Source organism: Microtetraspora fusca, from assembly GCF_001570365.1.
Lineage (GTDB): Bacteria > Actinomycetota > Actinomycetes > Streptosporangiales > Streptosporangiaceae > Microtetraspora > Microtetraspora fusca.
On the sequence record NZ_BBYK01000039.1, the window covers coordinates 21,734 to 40,688 of the forward strand.

General features: G+C 71.8%; 16 protein-coding genes. 10 read left to right on the forward strand and 6 right to left on the reverse strand.

The annotated features are described in order from the left end of the window. Positions 1-27: 27 nt before the first annotated feature. Complete coding sequence (locus tag AWQ68_RS03110; protein WP_066934351.1) at positions 28-1,347, reverse strand: MFS transporter; 1,320 nt, start codon at positions 1,345-1,347, stop codon at positions 28-30. 115 nt (positions 1,348-1,462) lie between these two features. Here AWQ68_RS03110 and AWQ68_RS03115 point away from each other — a divergent pair, with 115 nt between their 5' ends. The 5 genes from AWQ68_RS03115 (at position 1,463) to purL (ending at position 7,095) form a co-directional block, all read left to right on the forward strand. Beyond that, positions 1,463-3,082, forward strand: coding sequence for a PucR family transcriptional regulator (locus AWQ68_RS03115; RefSeq protein ID WP_066934354.1), 1,620 nt, complete (start codon positions 1,463-1,465; stop codon positions 3,080-3,082). A gap of 60 nt (positions 3,083-3,142) precedes the next feature. Continuing rightward, the gene (purS, locus tag AWQ68_RS03120) at positions 3,143-3,388 is read left to right on the forward strand and encodes a phosphoribosylformylglycinamidine synthase subunit PurS (RefSeq protein WP_066934357.1); all 246 of its coding nucleotides are present in this window, start codon (positions 3,143-3,145) and stop codon (positions 3,386-3,388) included. A gap of 122 nt (positions 3,389-3,510) precedes the next feature. After that, the gene (locus tag AWQ68_RS03125; protein ID WP_245655724.1) at positions 3,511-3,987 is read left to right on the forward strand and encodes an ATP-binding protein; all 477 of its coding nucleotides are present in this window, start codon (positions 3,511-3,513) and stop codon (positions 3,985-3,987) included. 151 nt (positions 3,988-4,138) lie between these two features. Continuing rightward, positions 4,139-4,822 carry a phosphoribosylformylglycinamidine synthase subunit PurQ gene (gene purQ / locus AWQ68_RS03130; RefSeq protein ID WP_066934363.1) on the forward strand — a complete coding sequence of 228 codons (684 nt, stop codon included), beginning with the start codon at positions 4,139-4,141 and terminating at the stop codon, positions 4,820-4,822. Further along, positions 4,819-7,095, forward strand: coding sequence for a phosphoribosylformylglycinamidine synthase subunit PurL (gene purL, locus AWQ68_RS03135; protein ID WP_066934368.1), 2,277 nt, complete (start codon positions 4,819-4,821; stop codon positions 7,093-7,095). Before purQ ends, purL begins: the two co-directional genes overlap by 4 nt. A 6-nt stretch (positions 7,096-7,101) precedes the next feature. Here purL and AWQ68_RS03140 read toward each other — a convergent pair whose 3' ends face one another. Next, positions 7,102-8,172 carry a tellurite resistance/C4-dicarboxylate transporter family protein gene (locus tag AWQ68_RS03140; RefSeq protein ID WP_218006754.1) on the reverse strand — a complete coding sequence of 357 codons (1,071 nt, stop codon included), beginning with the start codon at positions 8,170-8,172 and terminating at the stop codon, positions 7,102-7,104. Positions 8,173-8,391: 219 nt separating this feature from the next. After that, positions 8,392-10,500, reverse strand: a complete 2,109-nt coding sequence (locus AWQ68_RS03145; RefSeq protein ID WP_245655725.1) for a M6 family metalloprotease domain-containing protein — start codon at positions 10,498-10,500, stop codon at positions 8,392-8,394. 105 nt (positions 10,501-10,605) lie between these two features. Here AWQ68_RS03145 and AWQ68_RS03150 point away from each other — a divergent pair, with 105 nt between their 5' ends. Beyond that, positions 10,606-11,769, forward strand: coding sequence for a PucR family transcriptional regulator (locus AWQ68_RS03150; protein ID WP_066934371.1), 1,164 nt, complete (start codon positions 10,606-10,608; stop codon positions 11,767-11,769). A gap of 211 nt (positions 11,770-11,980) precedes the next feature. Here AWQ68_RS03150 and AWQ68_RS45600 read toward each other — a convergent pair whose 3' ends face one another. Continuing rightward, the gene (locus tag AWQ68_RS45600; protein ID WP_218006755.1) at positions 11,981-12,814 is read right to left on the reverse strand and encodes a collagen-like domain-containing protein; all 834 of its coding nucleotides are present in this window, start codon (positions 12,812-12,814) and stop codon (positions 11,981-11,983) included. A 187-nt stretch (positions 12,815-13,001) separates the two neighbouring features. On the opposite strand from AWQ68_RS45600, the gene AWQ68_RS03160 reads away from it, so the two are divergent. After that, positions 13,002-14,474, forward strand: a complete 1,473-nt coding sequence (locus AWQ68_RS03160; RefSeq protein ID WP_066934376.1) for an MFS transporter — start codon at positions 13,002-13,004, stop codon at positions 14,472-14,474. Here the strand turns inward: AWQ68_RS03160 and AWQ68_RS03165 are convergent. Then, positions 14,471-15,727, reverse strand: a complete 1,257-nt coding sequence (locus AWQ68_RS03165) for a multidrug effflux MFS transporter (protein ID WP_066934379.1) — start codon at positions 15,725-15,727, stop codon at positions 14,471-14,473. The two genes, AWQ68_RS03160 and AWQ68_RS03165, sit on opposite strands and share 4 nt — an antisense overlap. 46 nt (positions 15,728-15,773) lie before the next feature. On the opposite strand from AWQ68_RS03165, the gene AWQ68_RS03170 reads away from it, so the two are divergent. Beyond that, on the forward strand, positions 15,774-16,223 hold the full coding sequence (locus tag AWQ68_RS03170) for a MarR family winged helix-turn-helix transcriptional regulator (protein ID WP_066934383.1): 450 nt from the start codon (positions 15,774-15,776) through the stop codon (positions 16,221-16,223). Here the strand turns inward: AWQ68_RS03170 and AWQ68_RS45605 are convergent. After that, positions 16,207-16,896 (reverse strand): TetR family transcriptional regulator, encoded by a 690-nt coding sequence (locus AWQ68_RS45605; RefSeq protein WP_066934386.1) that lies wholly within the window; start codon positions 16,894-16,896, stop codon positions 16,207-16,209. The two genes, AWQ68_RS03170 and AWQ68_RS45605, sit on opposite strands and share 17 nt — an antisense overlap. Positions 16,897-16,977: 81 nt before the next feature. On the opposite strand from AWQ68_RS45605, the gene AWQ68_RS03180 reads away from it, so the two are divergent. Together AWQ68_RS03180 and AWQ68_RS03185 are read left to right on the forward strand one after the other, a co-directional pair. Further along, the gene (locus tag AWQ68_RS03180; RefSeq protein ID WP_066934389.1) at positions 16,978-18,393 is read left to right on the forward strand and encodes an MFS transporter; all 1,416 of its coding nucleotides are present in this window, start codon (positions 16,978-16,980) and stop codon (positions 18,391-18,393) included. Positions 18,394-18,453: 60 nt separating this feature from the next. After that, the gene (locus tag AWQ68_RS03185; RefSeq protein ID WP_066934391.1) at positions 18,454-18,894 is read left to right on the forward strand and encodes a sterol carrier family protein; all 441 of its coding nucleotides are present in this window, start codon (positions 18,454-18,456) and stop codon (positions 18,892-18,894) included. Positions 18,895-18,955 lie beyond the last annotated feature (61 nt).

The following is an 18,955-nucleotide window of genomic DNA, read 5'->3' on the forward strand; positions in this document are numbered from 1 at the left end:
ACGTGGTGGGGAACGTTCCAGGAGATCTCAGGCGGTGGCGGACGCCCGCGCCGTGCTGGCGGCCGGCGCGTCGCGGTGCCGCGGCGCGATCGCCAGGCAGATCACGCTGAGCGCGCACATGCCGATGAGCAGGCCGATGGCCGGGGCCGGGCCGCCCCCGCCCGCCCTGACCATGGCGGTGGCGGCGAGCGGCGAGAGCCCGCCGAAGATCGCGCCGGCCACCTGGTACGCCAGGGACATGGCGGTGTAGCGGACCCGCGGGGCGTACATCTCGGCCAGCAGGGTCGCCATCGGTCCGTACGTGGCGGACATGGCGAGCCGCATGACGCCCATCAGCAGGAAGATCAGCACGGTGTTGTGCGACCCCATCACCATGAACTGGGGGACGGCGAGCGCGGCCACGGCCACCAGGCCGGTGATGACCACGCGACGGCCGCCGAACCGGTCGCCGAGCCAGGCGACGCCGAGGGTGGCGACCAACTCGACGAAGGCCGCGAAGCTGAGGCCGTTGAGCACGAGCTGCTCGGAAACGCCGACGTCGGGGCCGGTGGCGTACGCCAGCAGGAACGTCGTGGCGATGTAGTAGCCGCCGATGGCGACCGGCAGGGCGCCGATGCCGAGCAGGACGGGCACCCACGAGGTGCGCAGGGTCTCCTTGATCGGCAGCTCGGCCGGGGTCTCGGCCTGCACCTGCTGGAAGACCGGCGACTCCTCGACCTTGAGCCGGATGAACAGGCCGACGAGCACGAGCACGGCGGAGGCGAGGAACGGCACCCGCCAGGCCCAGGCGCGCAGCGCCTCGTCGCCGAGCAGCGTCATGAGGCTGAACGCGCCGGTCGCCAGCAGGGCGCCGGCCGAGTTCCCGAGCTGGGCGAAGCCGCCGTAGAAGGTCTTCTTCTCCTCCGGGGCGTGCTCGACGGCCATGAGCGCGGCGCCGCCCCACTCACCGCCCACCGCGAGGCCCTGCACGAAGCGGAGCACCACGAGGATGACGGGCGCGAAGACGCCGATGCTGGCGTACGTGGGCAGCAGGCCGACGATGAAGGTCGCCGCGCCCATCATCAGCAGCGTGACGACGAGGGCGGACTTGCGTCCCACCCGGTCGCCGAAGTGGCCGAAGACGATGCCGCCGAGGGGGCGGGCGAAGAACCCGACCGCGTACGTCGCGAACGAGGCCATCACACCGACGAGCGGGTCGGTGGAGGCGGGGAAGAACAGGTCGCCGAACAGCAGGGCGGCGGCCGTCGCGTAGACGTAGAAGTCGTACCACTCGATCGTGGTGCCGACGAACGCCGCGAAAGCCGCCCGGCGGGGGGCGCTTGCCGTCGAGGGGGCGCGTCCGTCCATGTGGTCCTCCGTTGAGCTGGGAATTCTGCGACCTTAGGGCCACCCGAACACGGGTTAACCTGGGCAAATCGCCCGTCGCGAGTGTTATCAGAGTGCAAACCGCACAGGGGGTCCCATGCCGCTGACCGTCGCCGACGTGCTCGCCATGCCCGGGCTGGAGGTCCGGTTGCTGACCGGCCAGGAGGGCCTGGGCAACCACGTCCGCTGGGCACACGTCACCGAGCTGCCCGACCCCGTGCCGTGGCTGCGCGGCGGCGAGCTGGTGATGACCGTGGGCCTCGGGCTGCCGTCGTCGCCGGAGGGGCGGCGCGACTACGTGCGGCGGCTCGCGGGCGCGCGATGCGCCGCGCTGGCCTTCGCCCTGGACGAGCGGATCACCGCCGTGCCCCCGGAGGTCCTGGAGACGGCGGCCGACCTCCGGCTGCCCGTGCTCGAGATCATCGGCGTCACCCCCTTCATCGCCGTCGCCGAGGCCGTCGCCCAGTGGCACGCGGACGAGCGCGTACGCGGAGAACGGCGTGCGGTCGCGGCGCAGGAGGCCATGGCGCGGTCCGCGCTGCGGGCCGGCCCCCTGGGCATCCTGCGCGCGCTGGCAGAGCATACGGGCGGCGAGACACTGCTCCTGGACCCGCGCGGACGACCTCGCAGCGCCTGCCCGGCCACCTCCGCCCCCGCCGTCTCATCCGCCTCAGGCGGCCCCGGGTCGCCGGGCCGGCCCGGCTGGCACGCCGAGGCCGTCGCCGCCGTCCGCGACTCCGCCGGGACCCCGCGCCGGGCGATCTCCATCGACCGGGGCGAGCGGGTGCTGCTCGTGCAGAGCCTCGGTTTCTCCGGCCCGCCGCGTGGCTGGCTCGCCCTTTGGTGCGCGGGCCCGGTCGAGTGGCACGTACGCGTGCTGGCCAACCAGGCGGCCTGCCTGCTCGCCATCGACCTGATCGGCGCGCACCGGACCCGCACCCGCGCGCACGCGCAGCGCGCGGCGCTGCTCGCCGGGGTGCTGGACGCGGACGAGGCGACGATGCCGTACGCCGCCGACCGGCTGGCCGAGGTCTGCCCCATGGCGCCGCCGCCCTACGAGGTCGTGGTCGCGCGCCCCAGGGACCCCGCTCCGGCGGGAGGCGGCCAGGCGGATCTGGCCGAGGCGGCGATCGACGCGCTGGCCGACGTCCTCGGCGACCCCGCCGCCGAGGAGCTCACCTTCGTCTGCCGCCGCCCCGAGGGGCTCGTCCTCGTGGTTCCCGAGACGACGCCGCGCCTCGGCCGGGCGCTCGCCGAGCGGCTGACCGCGCTCACCGGGCGGGACATCGCCGCCGGAGCCTGCCGTGCCGCCGACCTGCGCGAGATCGCCCCCGCCGTACGGCACGCGGCCGCCGTGGCCGGACGGATTCCGGGGGGATACGGGCACGTGGACGAGATGGAGTCGTGGGCGCTGCTGCGCGACGCGCTCGACCCCGACGGCGCCGGTCGCTTCGCGGAGATCGTGTTGCGCCCGCTGCGCGACCACGACGCGCAGCACGACACCGCGCTGCTGCCCACGGTCCGCACGTTCCTCGACTGCGCGCAGAACCTCGAATCGGCGGCGCGACGCCTGCGGGTGCACCGCAACACGCTGCGGATGCGGCTGCGCACGGCCGAGCGGGTCTCCGGCCGGTCGCTCTCCGACCCCCGGCACCGGCTGGAGTTGTGGCTCGCGCTCTCCCTGGAGGAGATGGTCCCCCCGGGCCGCCGGGAATGAGCCCGCGCGCCTGCGGATACCCTTGACCGCGACATCGGACACCAGCCCAGGAGGACACCAGTGGCGCGCGTCATCGTCGACGTCATGCTCAAGCCGGAGATTCTCGACCCCCAGGGCCAGGCGATCGCCCGCGCGCTGCCCCGGCTGGGCTTCTCCGGCGTCCAGGACGTACGGCAGGGCAAGCGGTTCGAGGTGGAGATCGAGGGCGAGGCCGACGAGGCCGCGCTCGCCGAGGTCCGGAAGATGGCCGAAACCCTTTTGGCCAACACGGTGATCGAGGATTTCACCGTTCACGTGGAGCGGTAAAACAGCACATTCCACACTTCAAAAAGCCGACAAAGCACCTAAGACGTAACATTGGCGCGACCACTGAATAACAGGCGCGTCATTTTGCGGTTAGCCCGGATTCCTCGGGGAAGCCTTTCACGGTGACCTTCAACACCGGGAGGGGTCCGGTGGACATCGAGTTCTCGCTGGCTTTACCACGGGATGCGATCGGCATTCCCCTGGTCCGCCGGGTGCTCGGCGACGCGCTGCGTTCGCTGGGCGTGACCGAGAGCTGTGTGTCCGACATTCTCCTGGCGACCTCGGAGGCGTGCGCCAACGCCGTACGGCACGGCGGACCCGCCGATCGCTACCGGGTGATAGCGGCCATCGGTGCGGGCCGCTGCGAGGTGCGGATCATCGACTGCGGCCACGGGCTCAACGCCATCCCCCGGCAATACCCGCCCGGAGACGCCGAGCACGGCCGGGGCATCCTGATCATGCAGTCGGTCGTGGACGAGATCTCCTTCGACATCACGCCGGGCCGCGGCACCACGGTCCGGCTGTCCAAGGAGCTCGCCTGGGACGAGGACGCCGTCGCCCGCTTCCTCACCCTGGACCGCCAGCTCGCCGCCGTCTGACCCGCGCTCCCCCGCGATCGACCGCCCCTCAGATTGGGGCGGTTTTGGCTTCACCCGATAACCTGAGGCGTACCGCCACAGACCGCCGCCCATGAATGAGGCGGTGGCGTGGCGCGCCCATGCCTTGGAGGGGAACCGTGGGGGTCCTGTCATGAACGCTGCCCGTGTGGGCGTCGTCACCTTTCCCGGAACACTCGACGACCAGGACGCGGCCCGTGCCGTACGGCTGGCGGGAGCCGAGCCGGTGCCGCTCTGGCACGCCGACCACGACCTCAAGGGGGTGGACGCGGTCTTCCTCCCCGGCGGGTTCTCCTACGGCGACTACCTGCGCTGCGGGGCGATCTCCCGGTTCTCGCCGCTGATGGACGAGCTGATCCCGGCCGCCCGCGCGGGCCTGCCGGTCCTCGGCACCTGCAACGGCTTCCAGATCCTCTGCGAGGCGCACCTGCTGCCCGGCGCGCTCACCCGCAACGGGGGTCTGCACTACATCTGCCGTGACCAGGGCATCCGCGTGGAGAACGCGGACACCGCCTGGACGTCCGACTTCGAGGCCGGCCAGGAGATCGTGCTGCCGGTCAAGCACGGCGAGGGCCGCTACGTGGCGGACACGGAGACCCTCGCCGCCCTGGAGCGCGACGGCCGGGTCGTGTTCCGCTACGTCGGGGGCAACCCCAACGGCTCGCTCAACGACATCGCGGGCATCACGAACGAGGCCGGGAACGTCGTCGGCCTCATGCCCCACCCCGAGCACGCCGTCGAGGAGCTGACCGGCGCCCCCAGCGTGGACGGCCGGGGCTTCTTCACGTCCATCCTCAAGAGGCTGGTGAACGCATGAGGAGTGGTGAGCGACCGATGAGTCTCGACTCCGTGAAGCGGGCCGCCGAGACGCCCGACGAGCCGATGCCGTACGCCGAGCTGGGCATGAAGGGCGACGAGTACCAGCGGGTGTGCGACATCCTCGGCCGCCGGCCGACCGGCTCCGAGCTCGCGATCTACTCGGTGATGTGGAGCGAGCACTGCTCGTACAAGTCGTCCAAGGTGCACCTGCGCCAGTTCGGCACCAAGGCGCCGAAGTCGGACGCCCTGCTGGTCGGCATGGGTGAGAACGCCGGCGTGGTGGACATCGGCGACGGCTGGGCCGCGACCTTCAAGATCGAGTCGCACAACCACCCGTCGTACGTGGAGCCGCACCAGGGCGCGGCCACCGGCGTCGGCGGCATCGTCCGCGACATCATGTCGATGGGCGCCCGGCCGATCGCGGTCATGGACGCGCTGCGCTTCGGCGGCGCCGACCAGCAGGACACGCGGCGGGTGCTCCCGGGCGTCGTCGAGGGCATCAGCCACTACGGCAACTGCCTCGGCCTGCCCAACATCGGCGGCGAGGTCGTCTTCGACCCCTGCTACATCGGCAACCCCCTCGTGAACGCGCTCTGCGTGGGCCTGCTGCGCAAGGACCAGATCAAGCTCGCCACCGCCCCCGGCCCGGGGAACAAGGTCGTGCTCTTCGGCGCGCGCACCGGGGCCGACGGCATCGGCGGCGCGTCCGTGCTCGCGTCCGCGACCTTCGAGGACGAGTCGCAGGCCAAGCGGCCCGCCGTCCAGGTCGGCGACCCGTTCATGGAGAAGCTGCTCATCGAGTGCTGCCTGGAGCTCTACCAGGCCGACGTGGTCGTGGGCATCCAGGACCTCGGCGCGGCCGGCGTCTCCTGCGCGACGACCGAGCTGGCCGCCAAGGGCACCGGCGGCATGACCGTGGACCTCAACCTCGTCCCGCTGCGTGACCCGACGCTGCGGCCCGAGGAGATCCTGATGAGCGAGTCGCAGGAACGCATGATGGCCGTCGTCACGCCGGAGGACATCCCGGCGTTCATGGCCATCTGCGAGAAGTGGGACGTACCCGCGACCGTCATCGGCGAGGTCACCGACACCGGCAGGCTGGTCATGACCTGGGACGGCGACGTGATCGTCGACATCCCGCCGGGCACCGCCGCCGACGAGGGCCCCGTCTACGAGCGTCCCTTCCACGAGCCGGCCGGCCAGGCCGCGCTCAACGCCGACGGCCCGGAGCGGCTGCCGCGCCCCGAGGACCTGCGCGAGACGCTGCTGCGGCTGCTCGGCTCGCCGAACCTCGGGTCCAAGGAGTGGGTGACCTCCCAGTACGACCGGTACGTCCGGGGCAACACCGTCCTGGCGCAGCCCGCCGACGCCGGCATGCTGCGTATCTCCGAGGTCATGCCCGGCGCGGAGGAGACCACCCGCGGCATCGCGCTGGCGACGGACGGGAACGGCCGCTACGCCCGGCTCGACCCGTACGCCGGGGCGCAGCTCGCACTCGCCGAGGCGTACCGGAACGTGGCGGTGACGGGCGCGGCCCCGCTGGCCGTGACGAACTGCCTCAACTTCGGCTCGCCGGAGGACCCCGAGGTGATGTGGCAGTTCGCCGAGGCCGTGCGCGGCCTCGCGGACGCCTGCAAGACGCTCGGCGTGCCGGTGACCGGCGGCAACGTGTCGTTCTACAACCAGACCGGCTCCACAGCGATCCACCCGACCCCGGTCGTGGGCGTCCTCGGCGTGATCGAGGACGTGGCCACGCGGGTCAGGTCCGGATTCACCACGGAGGGGCTGCGCGTGGTGCTGCTCGGCGACACGCGCGACGAGTTCGGCGGGTCGGAGTGGGCGCACGTGGCGCACGGCCACCTGGGCGGGCTGCCGCCGGCCGTCGACCTGGAGGCCGAGCGCGCCCTCGGGTCCGTGCTCGTCGAGGCGGCCCGCGACGGCCTGCTGGAGGGCTCGCACGACCTGTCCGACGGCGGCCTCGCCATCGCCCTCGCCGAGGCGTGCCTCGCCCAGGGCGTCGGCGCGACCCTCTCGCTGCCCGGCGACGACGCGTTCGTCGACCTGTTCAGCGAGTCGACGTCCCGCGCCCTGGTCTGCGTACGGCCGGAGGCGTTCGAGGCGCTGGCCGAGCTGTGCGGCCGGTACGAGGTCCCCTGCTACGGCCTCGGCACGACCGGCGGCGCGTCGCTCGCCGTCGAAGGCGTCTTCGAGATCCCGGTCGCGGAGCTGCGGGAGACGCACGCCGCGCCGCTCCCGGCGATCTTCGGCTGATCCGTGTCATCCGCCGGGGCCCGGGTGGCCCCGGCGGACGCCGTACTCCTCCGCGAGACGGCCCAGCAGGGCGACGAACCCGAGCAGCCACGCCGCGAACGCGATCCACACCTGGACGTTCCCGATGCTGACGAGGGCGGGGATCGCGGCGACCGCACCGAGGTTGTGGCACGCCGCGCCGTACATGCCGAGGGGGAAGACGATGCTCCACCATCCCGGCTCGTAGCTGAGCGGGACCCGGTGCCGCACGTGCCGCCACCAGCCGACGAGGATGAGCGCGGGATAGAGCCACGTGCCGAAGGCCCAGAAGATCAGCGAGACGTGCGGCGTGAAGAAGCGGGTCGCGAGCGCCGCGGGCGCCGACGTCATGGTCGCGATCTGGGTGCCGGCGACCGTGCTGATCGCGGTGGCGCCCATCGCCACCCAGTACGGCGGGGTGAGATCCCCCGGCCGGACCGCGTGAACCGCCAACCGCAGCGCGACGCAGATCCCGACCAGGCCGTAGAGGCAGACCGAGACGGCCCAGAAAACGAGTGCAAGCAGCGCGAGCACGTCCCGCCCGGCGTCCGCCGTCCGTTCCAGCGTCGCGGCCAGCACGGCCACGGACTGGCCGCCGACCACCCAGACGAACCAGGTTCCCTCCGCCCCGCCGAGCGGCTCCTGGCCTCTGCGGCTGAGCACCACCGCCCACGGCACGGCGTAGCCGAGGAGGATCCAGCTCAGCATGCCCACGGCGAGGAGCGCCGTCGCCGTGGTGCCGTGGCCGTCCAGGGCGAGCCGGGTGCCGAGCACGTTCGTCCCGGCGGTGAACGTGAAGAATCCGAACCCCCGGTGGGGATCGTGCAGGTCGTGCCGGATCTTTCGGGGGAACGCCGCGACCCGCCACACGGTGAGGGCGAGGAGGACGGCGTAGCAGGCGGCCGCCACCCACATCAGCGCCGCGGACAGCGCGGGCATCCCCGTGGTACGCAGGTCGATCGAGATGATGCCGGTCGCCATGACCAGGGCGAAATAGGCCGGGTGGAGATCGTGTACGGCACGGCGCAGCGTTTCCCCGGCTCCCGACGGACGCGTCACGTGCCCCGCCTCCCTCCGCTCCCCGCCGGATCACGACGCGGCGCGGACCGGCACGCGGGTCATCTCGGGCATACCCCCGCCGCCCCGTCCCTCTTCCGGCGACGTCCAACCCGTACCGGCCGCCGCCGCAAACATTCCCCACCCTTGAGAGCCCCTCTTCGGCGGGTGGGGGGAAGGCCCTCCCGGACGGGGTCCGGGAGGGCCTTCGGGGTGCGTGTGTTAGAGACCGACGACGTTGCAGGTGGCGGTCATGGTCGTGGAGGGGTCGCTCTCGGACGTGGCCGTGAGCTTGACGGTGGCGTGCTTGCTGCCGCCGTCGGCCCGCTGAGCGAACACGGTGACGGTCTTGTGATCTCCGGAGCCGACGGTCGCGAGCGCGTTGGGCGTGATGGTGGTCCAGCCCGTCCCCACGACCTCGGCCTTGAGCCGGTAGACGTCGCTGTTCAGGTACGCGCTGACGTCCTGGGGGTGCTGCCCCTGGGCGGGAGCGGCCTTGCCGGTGTTGAACAGCGGGAACCGGCAGGAGGACACGCCCTTCTGGGCGGCCGGGACACCGGCGCCCGGCAGGAGCTTGACGCCGCGCTTCTGCGGGCCCGCGCCGTCCAGCGAGCGGATCGCGACCGTGTAGGACAGGGTCCCCTTGGCGTCGCGGCGCACGTCGATGACGTAGAAGTGCAGCCGGTTGGCCTGGTCGACGTACTCGTACTGGCTGCCGGAGTCGGTGCCCGCGTGGAAGAGGGCGTCGGAGAGCTGGCGGTAGTCGCCGATCGTGATCGGGACCTTGGTGCCGTCCGGCAGGACGTAGTCGGTCATCCCGATGTCCTGTGGGTTGGCGTCGATCACCCACTCGAACGGCGCGTTGTCCTGGTTCTTCGTCTTGGCCAGGAGCACCCCGGAGTCGGGGGTGAAGGAGTCGGTGCCCATCCGGTCCACGACTTCGATCGTGTAGTTGTCGTAGTTGCCGCCGTCACACAGCGGGTTGGTCCGCGTGTCGCACGATCCGGTGGACTTGTCGCCGGTGTCGAAGGAGACGTTGACGCCCGCCAGGCCGTTCTTGCCCGGTTGTACGGCACGGGCCGTGACGTCGGCGACGACGAGACCGGAGTCGCGCAGCGCCTCACGCGACAGGCGCAGGACGTTCCCCTCGTCCACCATCTGCAGCTTGATCTTGTTGCGCAGCATGTGCTGGGCGCCCATGGACGCGCCCGCCGTGGGCGGGATCAGCCAGCGGCTGTGCGGGCCGCCGGGGCCGTTGAAGCTGCCACGGCTGAGCATCTCCCAGATGCCGGTGTACGCCCGGCGCATCGGCGTGCCGTACGGGTTGTTGTAATTGTCGGCGATGCCCATGATGTGGCTCAGCTCGTGGGCGTAGACGCCCATGCCGGAGCTCTCGGTCTGGACCGAGTCGATGCCGAAGCGCGCGTTCGGCCAGAACGTGGAGCCCGCGGCCCAGGAGGTCCACTCCACGTACCGGGTCTTGGACCAGTTCGGCAGGTTCGGGTCCGGCGGGCCGAACTCGTCGGTGACGTCCTCCTTGGTGGGGAACTTCATCATGCCGAACTCCTGCCAGGTGGACGACTCGTCCTGGCCGGCGCTGACATAGAAGACGAAGTCGAACCCGCCGGCCACCTCCTGGCCGACGTCGGCGAGCCAGGCGGCGTTGCCGTCGGTACGCAGGTTCTTGTCGCACCTGTCGCCCGCCGGGCACGCGTCGCGCTGGTACTCCATCCCGTACTCGTGCGACTTCCCGGGCATGGTGTACGGGCCGAAGCCCTTCAGCTCGACCCCGTAGCGTCCGCCGGAGTCCTCCATCCAGTACTCGTGGATGGTGTGCCCCTTGTTGAGCGCGTTGGGGGTGTTGAGGAAGTCCTGGTAGAACTTGGCGACCTGATCACGCGGGACGTCGTGGGCCTCCGCGCTGGGGTTGCCGAAGACCGTGGACCCCTTGGGCTGGGTGACGACGAACGGCTGGTTCGGGTAGTCGAGCAGGACCAGCGCTCCCTTGAAGGTGCGTGCCGACCCCTTCTTGCCGGGATCGGCCCAGTCGGTGCCAGGGATCTTCTTGTAGTCCGCCCACGTCATGTGGTCGGGGTTCGTCCAGTTCTGAGGGTCGATCGGCGCGACCACGCGTGCGGCGCGGCCGTGCAGGGCCTGGGCCTCGTCGGGCTGGTCGCGCTGCCAGGGCTGGGTCTGGGGCCAGTGGTCACGCCGCCAGGGATGCTGAGGATCTTGGGGAGGATCTGCGGACGCGGGCGTCGCCGCCAGTGCCGCCGGAACCACGACAATGGCCGCGAACAGGCACTGAAGCAGCTTTCTGGGGGCTTTCACGATTCAAGACGCTATATACGGTCTTGACGCAGATCATCGGTCAAATATAAGGAAGACCAACGGACACCCGTCCGACAGATGTTGGAATGCCCAGTTGGAGGCCGGGTGGCTGATCTGCAGAGCATCGTGGACGATCTCTCCCTGCGCCTCAACCGCCCGCTGCTGCTGGAAGACGGCCGCCAACGCGTGGTCGCGTACAGCGAGCAGGACGGGCCGGTTGACGACGCCCGGCGGGACTCGATCCTGCGCCGCCACACCACGCCGGAGGTGCGCGCGTTCCTCCGGGCGGCCGGCATCCACGAGGCCACCGGCCCCCTGCGCACGCCCGGCGCCCCGGAACTCGGGCTGCTGCCGCGGGTCTGCGTCCCCGTGCGGCACGAGGGCCGGCCGCTCGGCTTCCTCTGGTTCATCGACGTCGATCCCGCCATGGCGGAGCCGGAGATCGCGGTCGCGGCGGCGGTCGCGACCGTGCTGGCCCTCGTCCTCTTCCACGAGAGCCTGGCCGCCGGCCTGGCCTCGCGCCGGGAGCTCGAAGCGATCATGGGGCTGCTGCGCGGGGAAGCCGAGGCCGCCAGGACGCTGATCGAGGCGGGCGCCTTCCCGCACGACGTCCCCGTCACGGTGGCGGTCGCCAAGCCCGTCTCCGCCGACGCCAGCGAGGCGCAGCGGCTGACGTTGGAGCGCGGACTGCTGGCCGTACGGCGGCGCCTGGCCGGGCACCACCCCCTCCACGTGATGCGCTACGACCACGCCGTGCTGCTCACCGCGGGCACCACCGCCTTCCCCGACGAGATGCGGGCGGCGCTGGGCACGTCGGCCCTGGTCGGGATCGGAGCGCCCCGCCCCTCGCTCGCACGCGCCGTCGAGTCGTACGAGGAGGCGCTGCACGCCGCGGAGGTCGCGGCGAAGGTGCCGGAGCTCGGGCGCTTGGCGGAGTGGGCCCGGCTCGGCGTCTACCGGCTGCTCACACGTGTCCCCCACGGCAACCTTCATCCGGGACTGGAGCGGCTGCTCGACGACGCCCAGCACCGGCCGCTGCTGGAGACGCTGGAGACCTACCTCGACCTGGCCGGCAACGCCCAGGCCACCTCACGCCGCCTGCGCCTGCACCGGACGTCCCTGTACTACCGGCTGCAGCGGGTCGAGGAACTGGCGGAGACCGATCTCAGAGACGGCGTGGAGCGGCTGAGCCTGCACCTCAGCCTCAAGCTGGCCCGGCTGTCCGGGCGCTACCACTCGTCCGTGCCGTCCCCCGACAGGGCCATGTGACGGTCCGGCCGAACGTCCTCCCACGGGGGAGGCGATGTCCGGCTCTCCCGCGAAACCGTCCATGGGCACGAAAGCCCTTCCGGCACCGGTGTCCGGAAGGGCCTTCTCTCTTGTCGGCTGTGACGACGCGCCGTCAGCCCCAGCCACGTCTGCCGGGGTGGCGGCGGGTGCCTCACAGCCCGCCGCTCACTCGCTCGGAAGCGTGCTCTGGCTAGACGCAGATGACGTACACGGTGCCCTCGGCGTTCTTACCGGAGATCCTCCAGCCGGTCGGCGTGCCACCGTTGGTCCCCGGGTAGGGGGCACTCTCATAGATCTGCGCCGAGTTGCTGCCATCCGTGATCATGTAGCCGCCGCCGGTGGCCTTACCACCGCTGCAGGACACGACCCCGTACTTGGAGCGGGAGAAGTCGAACGGCGCTGTCACGATCTTGGGGGTCACCGATCCGCCCGTACCGGGATCGCCCTTCTCGCCCTTCGGCCCCTGAGGACCGGCGGGGCCGGTGTCGCCCTTCGGACCGGTCGCGCCGGTGTCACCCTTCGCACCCGGAAGACCGCGCGGCCCCTGCTCGCCCTGCTTGCCCTGAGGACCGGCCGGGCCGGTGTCACCCTTCTCGCCCTTCGGGCCGGTGGCGCCGGTGTCGCCCTTCGCGCCCGGCGCGCCGTCCTTACCGTTCTGGCCGTTCTGGCCGGGCTCACCCTTCACACCCTGCGGACCGGCCGGGCCGCGCTCGCCCTGGAGGCCACGCGGGCCCTGTGGGCCCTGCGGTCCCTGCGCACCGGTCGCGCCGGTGCCGCCGACGCCGACGGCGCCGGGGGTCCCGGCCTGGTTCCAGTAGATCTTGTACTCGGTCGGCTTGCAGACGGTCGTCGCGTTGACGATGCGCACGTAACCCGTCTTCTTGTTCACGCAGCCGTAGATGACCTTGGCAGCCGTGGATGCGGAGGAGGCGGTAGCCATGCCGCCCACCGCGAACAGGGATCCGGCGAGCACGCCGACCGACAGAACACCGATCGTGCGTCCGCCCGGCAACTTGATAGCCACGGAGGCGTCCCTTTCTCAAGCAAGAGAGAGTGCTCAACACTCTTGGTGCTCAAGGGACGTTTCGACCGTTCCATTGGATGGCGGCTCAAACATCACAAAGTCATCTCTTTCACCATCTGCCACTTTTCGTCCCGCCTCATGGGATCGCCATGTCATCACACGTACGGCGTACGCAAGAATCACGGGCATGGTGAGCGTCCCGCTGGAGCCCGGAATGCCGGAGTACGCCCCCGCCCTGCGGTACGCCTGGCGCGTCTGCTCCGTCACCTCGCTCGGGATGCTGCTCATCGGGATGAGCGCGAGCACCCTGAACGTTGCGCTCCCGGCGGTCGTCCGGCACTTCGACGCGAGCCCGCTGGCGTCGAACTGGATCCTGCTGGCGTACCTGCTGGTCAACACCGCGACGCTGGTGTTCTTCGGCCGGGTGTCCGATCTGTTGGGCCGCAGAGAGATCTATCTCGTGGGGTTCGCCCTGTTCACGGTGGCCTCCCTGCTGTCCGGGCTGGCGCCCGGCGTGGGCTCGCTGATCGCGCTGCGCGCGGTGCAGGGCCTCGGCGCGGCGATGATCATCGCCAACGGCTCGGCCATCATGACCGACGCCTTCCCTTCGGACCGGCTGAGCCAGGGCATGGGCGTCTACTTCGGCGTCCTCTCCGTCGCCCAGCTCGCGGGGCCGACGCTCGGCGGGCTCATCGCCGACCTCCTCGGCTGGCGGTGGATCTTCTGGATCAACGTGCCCGCCGGGCTTTTCGCCGTGATCTGGGGACTGTCCACGCTGCGCAGGTTCCCCGCGCGCGGCCCCCGCCAGTCGCTCGACGCCTCCGGCAACCTGATCGTGCTCGCCGTGCTGTCGGCGACGCTGTTCGCGGTCAGCGAGGGCAGCCTCCCCGCCGGGCTGTTCGCGGGCGCGCTCGTCCCGGTGCTCGTGCTGGTCGAGCGCCGGGCGACGAACCCGGTGCTGGACTTCCGCCTGCTCGGCGAGCGCGTGCTGCTGATGGCCAACCTCGCGACGTTCTGCAACGCGGTGGCGCGGGCCTCGCTGATCCTGCTCGCCGGGCTGTACTTCCAGGCCGCGCAGGGCGCCGACGCGCTGACCGCCGGCCTCGGCGTGCTGCCCGTGGCGGCCGGGATGGCCCTCGGCTCGCCGGTCTCGGGCGCGCTCGGCCGCCGGGTCGGCCCGTACGCGCTGGCGCTCGGCGGGAGCATCCTCTGCGTCGCCGGGCTGCTGATCCTGTTGCTCGGCTCCGGCCCGGCCACGCCGTACGGGGTCCTGGCGCTCGGGCTGTTCATGGCGGGCTGCGGCAGCGGGACCTTCCTGACCGGCAACACCACCCAGGTCATGGCCGGCCTGGCTCCGGAGAACCTCGGCGTGGTCAACGGCTTCCGCCTGATGGCGATGAACGTCGGGGTCGCGGTCAGCGTCGCCCTCACGCTGGGCGTGCTGACCAGCGCCGTCACCCCGCAGCTTCGCGCCCAGGTGTACGCCGGGACGCTCTCGCGGCTGAGCCCGGTGGCGCTGGACCAGCTCATGACGGGCTTCCGGTGGACCTACGCCGTGCTGTTCGGACTGGCGGTGCTCGCCGCGGTGTTCTCCGCGCTGGCCCGCGCGCCGCGCCCGCGCACGCCGCGGCCGCACGGCCCGCACGGCGTGGACGGCTAGCCTTCCGCCAAGGCCGCCTCCGGCCGCCGCTCCGGCACACCGGGAACGTTCCGTACGGCGGCGACGCACGCCGCGCTGAGGAGCGCGGACACCGTCATCACCACGGTCATCGGCACGGCGGTGTGCGCGCCGCCGAGGCCGACGAGCGGGGACACCGCCGCCCCGGCGCCGAACTGGAGCGCCCCCATCACGGCGCCCGCGATCCCGGCGGACTGCGGGGCCCGGCCGATCGCCAGCGCGCTCGCGTTGCTCATCACCGGCGAGAGCAACGCCACGGCGAGGAACAGCAGGGGCAGCCCGACGGCGGGCACGAGACGGCCGGTGACGGCGAGCACCAGCAGGGCGGCCGTGAGCACCGCGACCGCGCTCTGGGCGGTGCGCAGCAGCGTGCGTGATTTGAACCGCCCGACCAGGCGGGCGTTGGCGGCGCTCGCCGCGACCATGCCGAGCGCGTTCATGGCGAAGATCGCCGAGTACGCCGCGGTGGACATGCCGAGCACGTTCTGCACCACGAACGGCGACGCCGAGATGTACCCCATCAGCGCCCCGAAGCCCAGCGCGTACGCGAGGGTGTACCCGAGGTAGGCGCGGTCGGCGAGCACGACGCGGGCCGCGCGGCCGGTCGCGCCGAGCCCTCCCGCGTGCCGGTGCTCGGGACGCAGCGTCTCCGGCACGAAGAACAGCGCCGCGAGGAACATGGCGACCGAGGTCCCGGCGAGGACCCACAGGATGCCGCGCCAGCCCACGGGGCCGAGGAGCGCGCCTCCGGCGAGCGGAGCGACCACGGGGGCGATGCCGCCGATGGCGACCAGCGTGCTGAACGCCCGGGCGGCGGCGACACCGCGAGCGGTGTCGGAGATCACCGCGCGGCCGATGACGATCCCGGCGGAGCCGGCCAACCCCTGCACGGCGCGACAGGCGACGAGCACCCACACGTTGGGGGCCAGCGCGCACAGCACCGAGGCCGCGGTGCAGACGCCGGCCGCCACCAGGAGCGGGCTGCGCCGTCCCAGGCGGTCCGACAGCGGCCCCACGATCAGTTGCCCAACGCCGAGACCGGCCAGGAAGGCGGTCAACGTGAGCTGCAACGCGGCCGCGTCGGTGCCCAGGTCGGCCGCCATCGACGTGAACGCCGGCAGGTACATGTCGGTGGCCAGCGGCGCGACGGCGGACAGCAACGCGAGCGCCAGCAGGAGCGCCGGACGTACGCGGGAACCCTCGTGACCTGGGGGAATGCCGGGGGACGCACTCATCTCATTCTCCTACAAAAGTTATGAAGTCATAACTAACATATGGAGGGTGAGACACGATCCACCGGGGGCCGCGCGCGAACTGGCCGCCGCCCTGCACGACATCGCCCGGCATCTGCGCCTCCGGGGCGAGGCCGTCGCCGGCCTGCGGCCCCTGTCGCCCACGGAGTTCGAGGTCCTGCGCCTGGTGGACCGCTCCCCGGGCATCTGCCCCGGCGCCGTGGCCGAGGCGCTGGGGATGCGGCCGAGCAACCTGAGCGCGACCGTGCGCAAGCTGACGCAACAGGGCCTGATCGAACGCCGCACCGACCCCGACGACCGGCGCGGCGTGCGCCTCGCCCTCACCGGCGAGGCCGCCAAGGACGTCGAACGGCTCGAAGCCGCCTGGGCCGCGAACCTCGCGGCGCTCCTGGACCGGCTGCCCTCCGAGCACGCGTCGGCGCTGGTCGCCGCGCTCCCCGCGCTGCGCGCCCTGCGCGACGTCAGCCTGCCGGGCTGACCGCCGTTCCCTCCTCGCTCCGGCTGGCGGCCATCGCCTCGACGCCGCCGACCAGCAGGTCGAGCCCGAACGCGTAGTAGCGCTCGACGTCGACCTCCTCCAGCGTTCTGGCGTACTCGACGATGCACGGGTACTCGTCGGCGGGCAGGGATTCGAGGGACAGCCGCCTCTGCCGCCGCCACTCGGCGGCCTCCTTCGGCGGCACGCTGGGCGGCACGCACGGCTCCTGGTCCACCAGGGTCATCGCGCCGTGCAGCAGGTACGTCGAGATCAGGTACCCCTCCTGGAGGGTGAACCCCGCCTGGCGGAGCAGGTCGAGGGCCGTGTCCGTGGCCCGGGAGAAGCTCTTCACGTCGCCCTTCGTGACCATGCCGAACAGGGCGGGCAGGAACCGGTGCCGCCGCATCAGCCGGACCAGCGCCTCGACCATCGCGCGCATCCGGACGTTCCACGCCGCGCCGGGGTCGAACTCCGGCGTGACCTCCCTGAGCAGGTGGTCGGCCAGGCTGCTCAGGAGCTGTTCCTTGTTCTTGACATGCCAGTACAGCGCCATCGGCGTGACGCCGAGCTCCTGTGCCAGACGCCGTACGGTGACCGCTTCCAGCCCCTCGGCGTCGGCGAGCAGGACGGCCCGCTCGACCAGGGACTCCCTGCTCAGCTTCTCGGATCCCACTTGACAACTATACGACGTACAAGGTCTCCTATGCACCGTACATGTACGTTGTACAAGTACGCCGTATAGGAAGGTCATGACATGCAGCGGAAATGGTGGGCTTTGGTCGCGGTCGCACTCGCGACGTTCATGAGCTACCTGGACAACAACGTGGTGAACGTCGCGCTCCCGACCATCCAGCGCGACCTGGGCCTCACGATCTCGGGCCTGGAATGGATCGTCAGCGCGTACATCCTGGTGTTCGCCGGGCTGCTGCTGGTCGGCGGACGGCTCGCGGACGTCTTCGGCGCCAGGACCGTCTTCTTCGCCGGGCTCGGCGTCTTCACCGTGGCCTCGGTCGCGGCCGGCCTGGCGGGTGGCCAGGAGACGCTGATCGCGGCCCGGGCGCTCCAGGGCGTGGGGGCGGCGCTGCTCACCCCGACCGCGCTCGCCCTGCTTTCCGCGATCTTTCCCAACCCGCGCGAGCGCGCCACCGCCGTGGGCGTCTGGAGCGCCGTGGGCGCCCTCGCGCTGGCCGTCGGCCCGCTCACCGGCGGCCTGCTCAGCGAGAACGCCCACTGGGGATGGATCTTCCTGATCAACCTGCCGATCGGCGCGGTGACCGCGATCCTCGCCTTCCTGACGATCCGCGTTCCTCGGACGGAGCGGCGCGGCGGCGGGCTCGACCTGCCCGGTCTGACGTTCTCGGCGGTCGCGCTCTTCGCACTGACCTACGCGCTCATCGAGGGCGAGTCGCGCGGGTGGGGCTCGTCGCCGATCCTCGGCGCGTTCGGCGTGGCGGCGGTCGCCGCGGTCGCGTTCGTGATCACGGAACTGCGCACCGCCCGACCCATGATCGACCTCTCGCTCTTCCGCGAGCGGGTCTTCAGCGGCGGCCTGCTGTCGCAGGGCCTCTGGTCGTTCGGCGTGTTCGGCATCTACTTCTTCACCGCGATCTACCTGCAGAACGCCCTCGGGTTCGCCCCGACGGAGGCGGGCGCGGCCTTCGTGCCGATGGCCCTGCTCATGGCGGTCGTCGCGGCCACCTCGCCCCGGATCGCCGCGCGGTTCGGCAGCGCCCCCACGGTCGCCGCCGGGCTCGGCCTGATGGCCGTCGCGATCGCCGGGCTGTCCGGCGCGGGCGAGGGCAGCCGATATCTCGACCTGCTGCCCTGGTTCCTCCTCTACGGCGCGGGCGCCGGACTGCTCGTGCCGCTGACCAACGTCATCCTGGGCGTCATGCCCGCCACGCGGGTCGGCGTGGCGTCCGGCGTCCTGAACGTCTCGCGCGAGGTGTTCGGACTGCTCGGCATCACGATCCTCGGGGCGATCATGAGCAACCGGCAGAGCGTCCTCACGGGGCCGCCCATGCACACCTTCCTGGAGGCGTACCGGTTCACGCTGCTCATCGCTGCGGCGATCGTCCTGGTCGGCGTCCCGGTGAGCCTGTACGCGCTGGGCACCCGCCGCGCGCAGCCCGCGCCGATCGAGGCCCCCGTCGCCGAGCCCGTCGGCTGAACACCGTGACACCACGCCCGTACGACCGTCACCACGCCGTGGTGCGGAGAGAATGGGCGGATGCCGCCACGCAGACCGGACCCGGCGAAGGTCCGCACCGCCCTCGACGCCCAGCTCGCCGCCCTCGGGGAGCCCCCGTTCACCGGGCCGGACACGGCGCTGCTCACCGCCTGCGTCGCCGCCGTCCTCCGTGTGTACGACGGCGGCGGCGAGCCCCTGCGGGACGCCGCCCGCTTCGCCGTACGGCACCTGCTGGACGAGTTGGTCGCGCGGGCACCGGGGCGAACCGTGGAGGTGCGGGTGCCGCCGTACGCGGCCGTGCAGTGCGTGGAGGGGCCGCGCCACACGCGCGGCACCCCTCCGAACGTCATCGAGACCGACCCGCGCACCTGGCTGGAACTGGCCACCGGCCGGGCCTCCTGGCAGTCCGCCCTGACGGCGGGCCGCATCGCCGCGAGCGGATCACGCGCCGACCTGTCGGCCTACCTTCCGCTCCGCTGACAGAAGCCGCGGTAGCGATTGAGCACGTGCCTCCGCCGGACCAACGCTGAGTCTCGAGGTC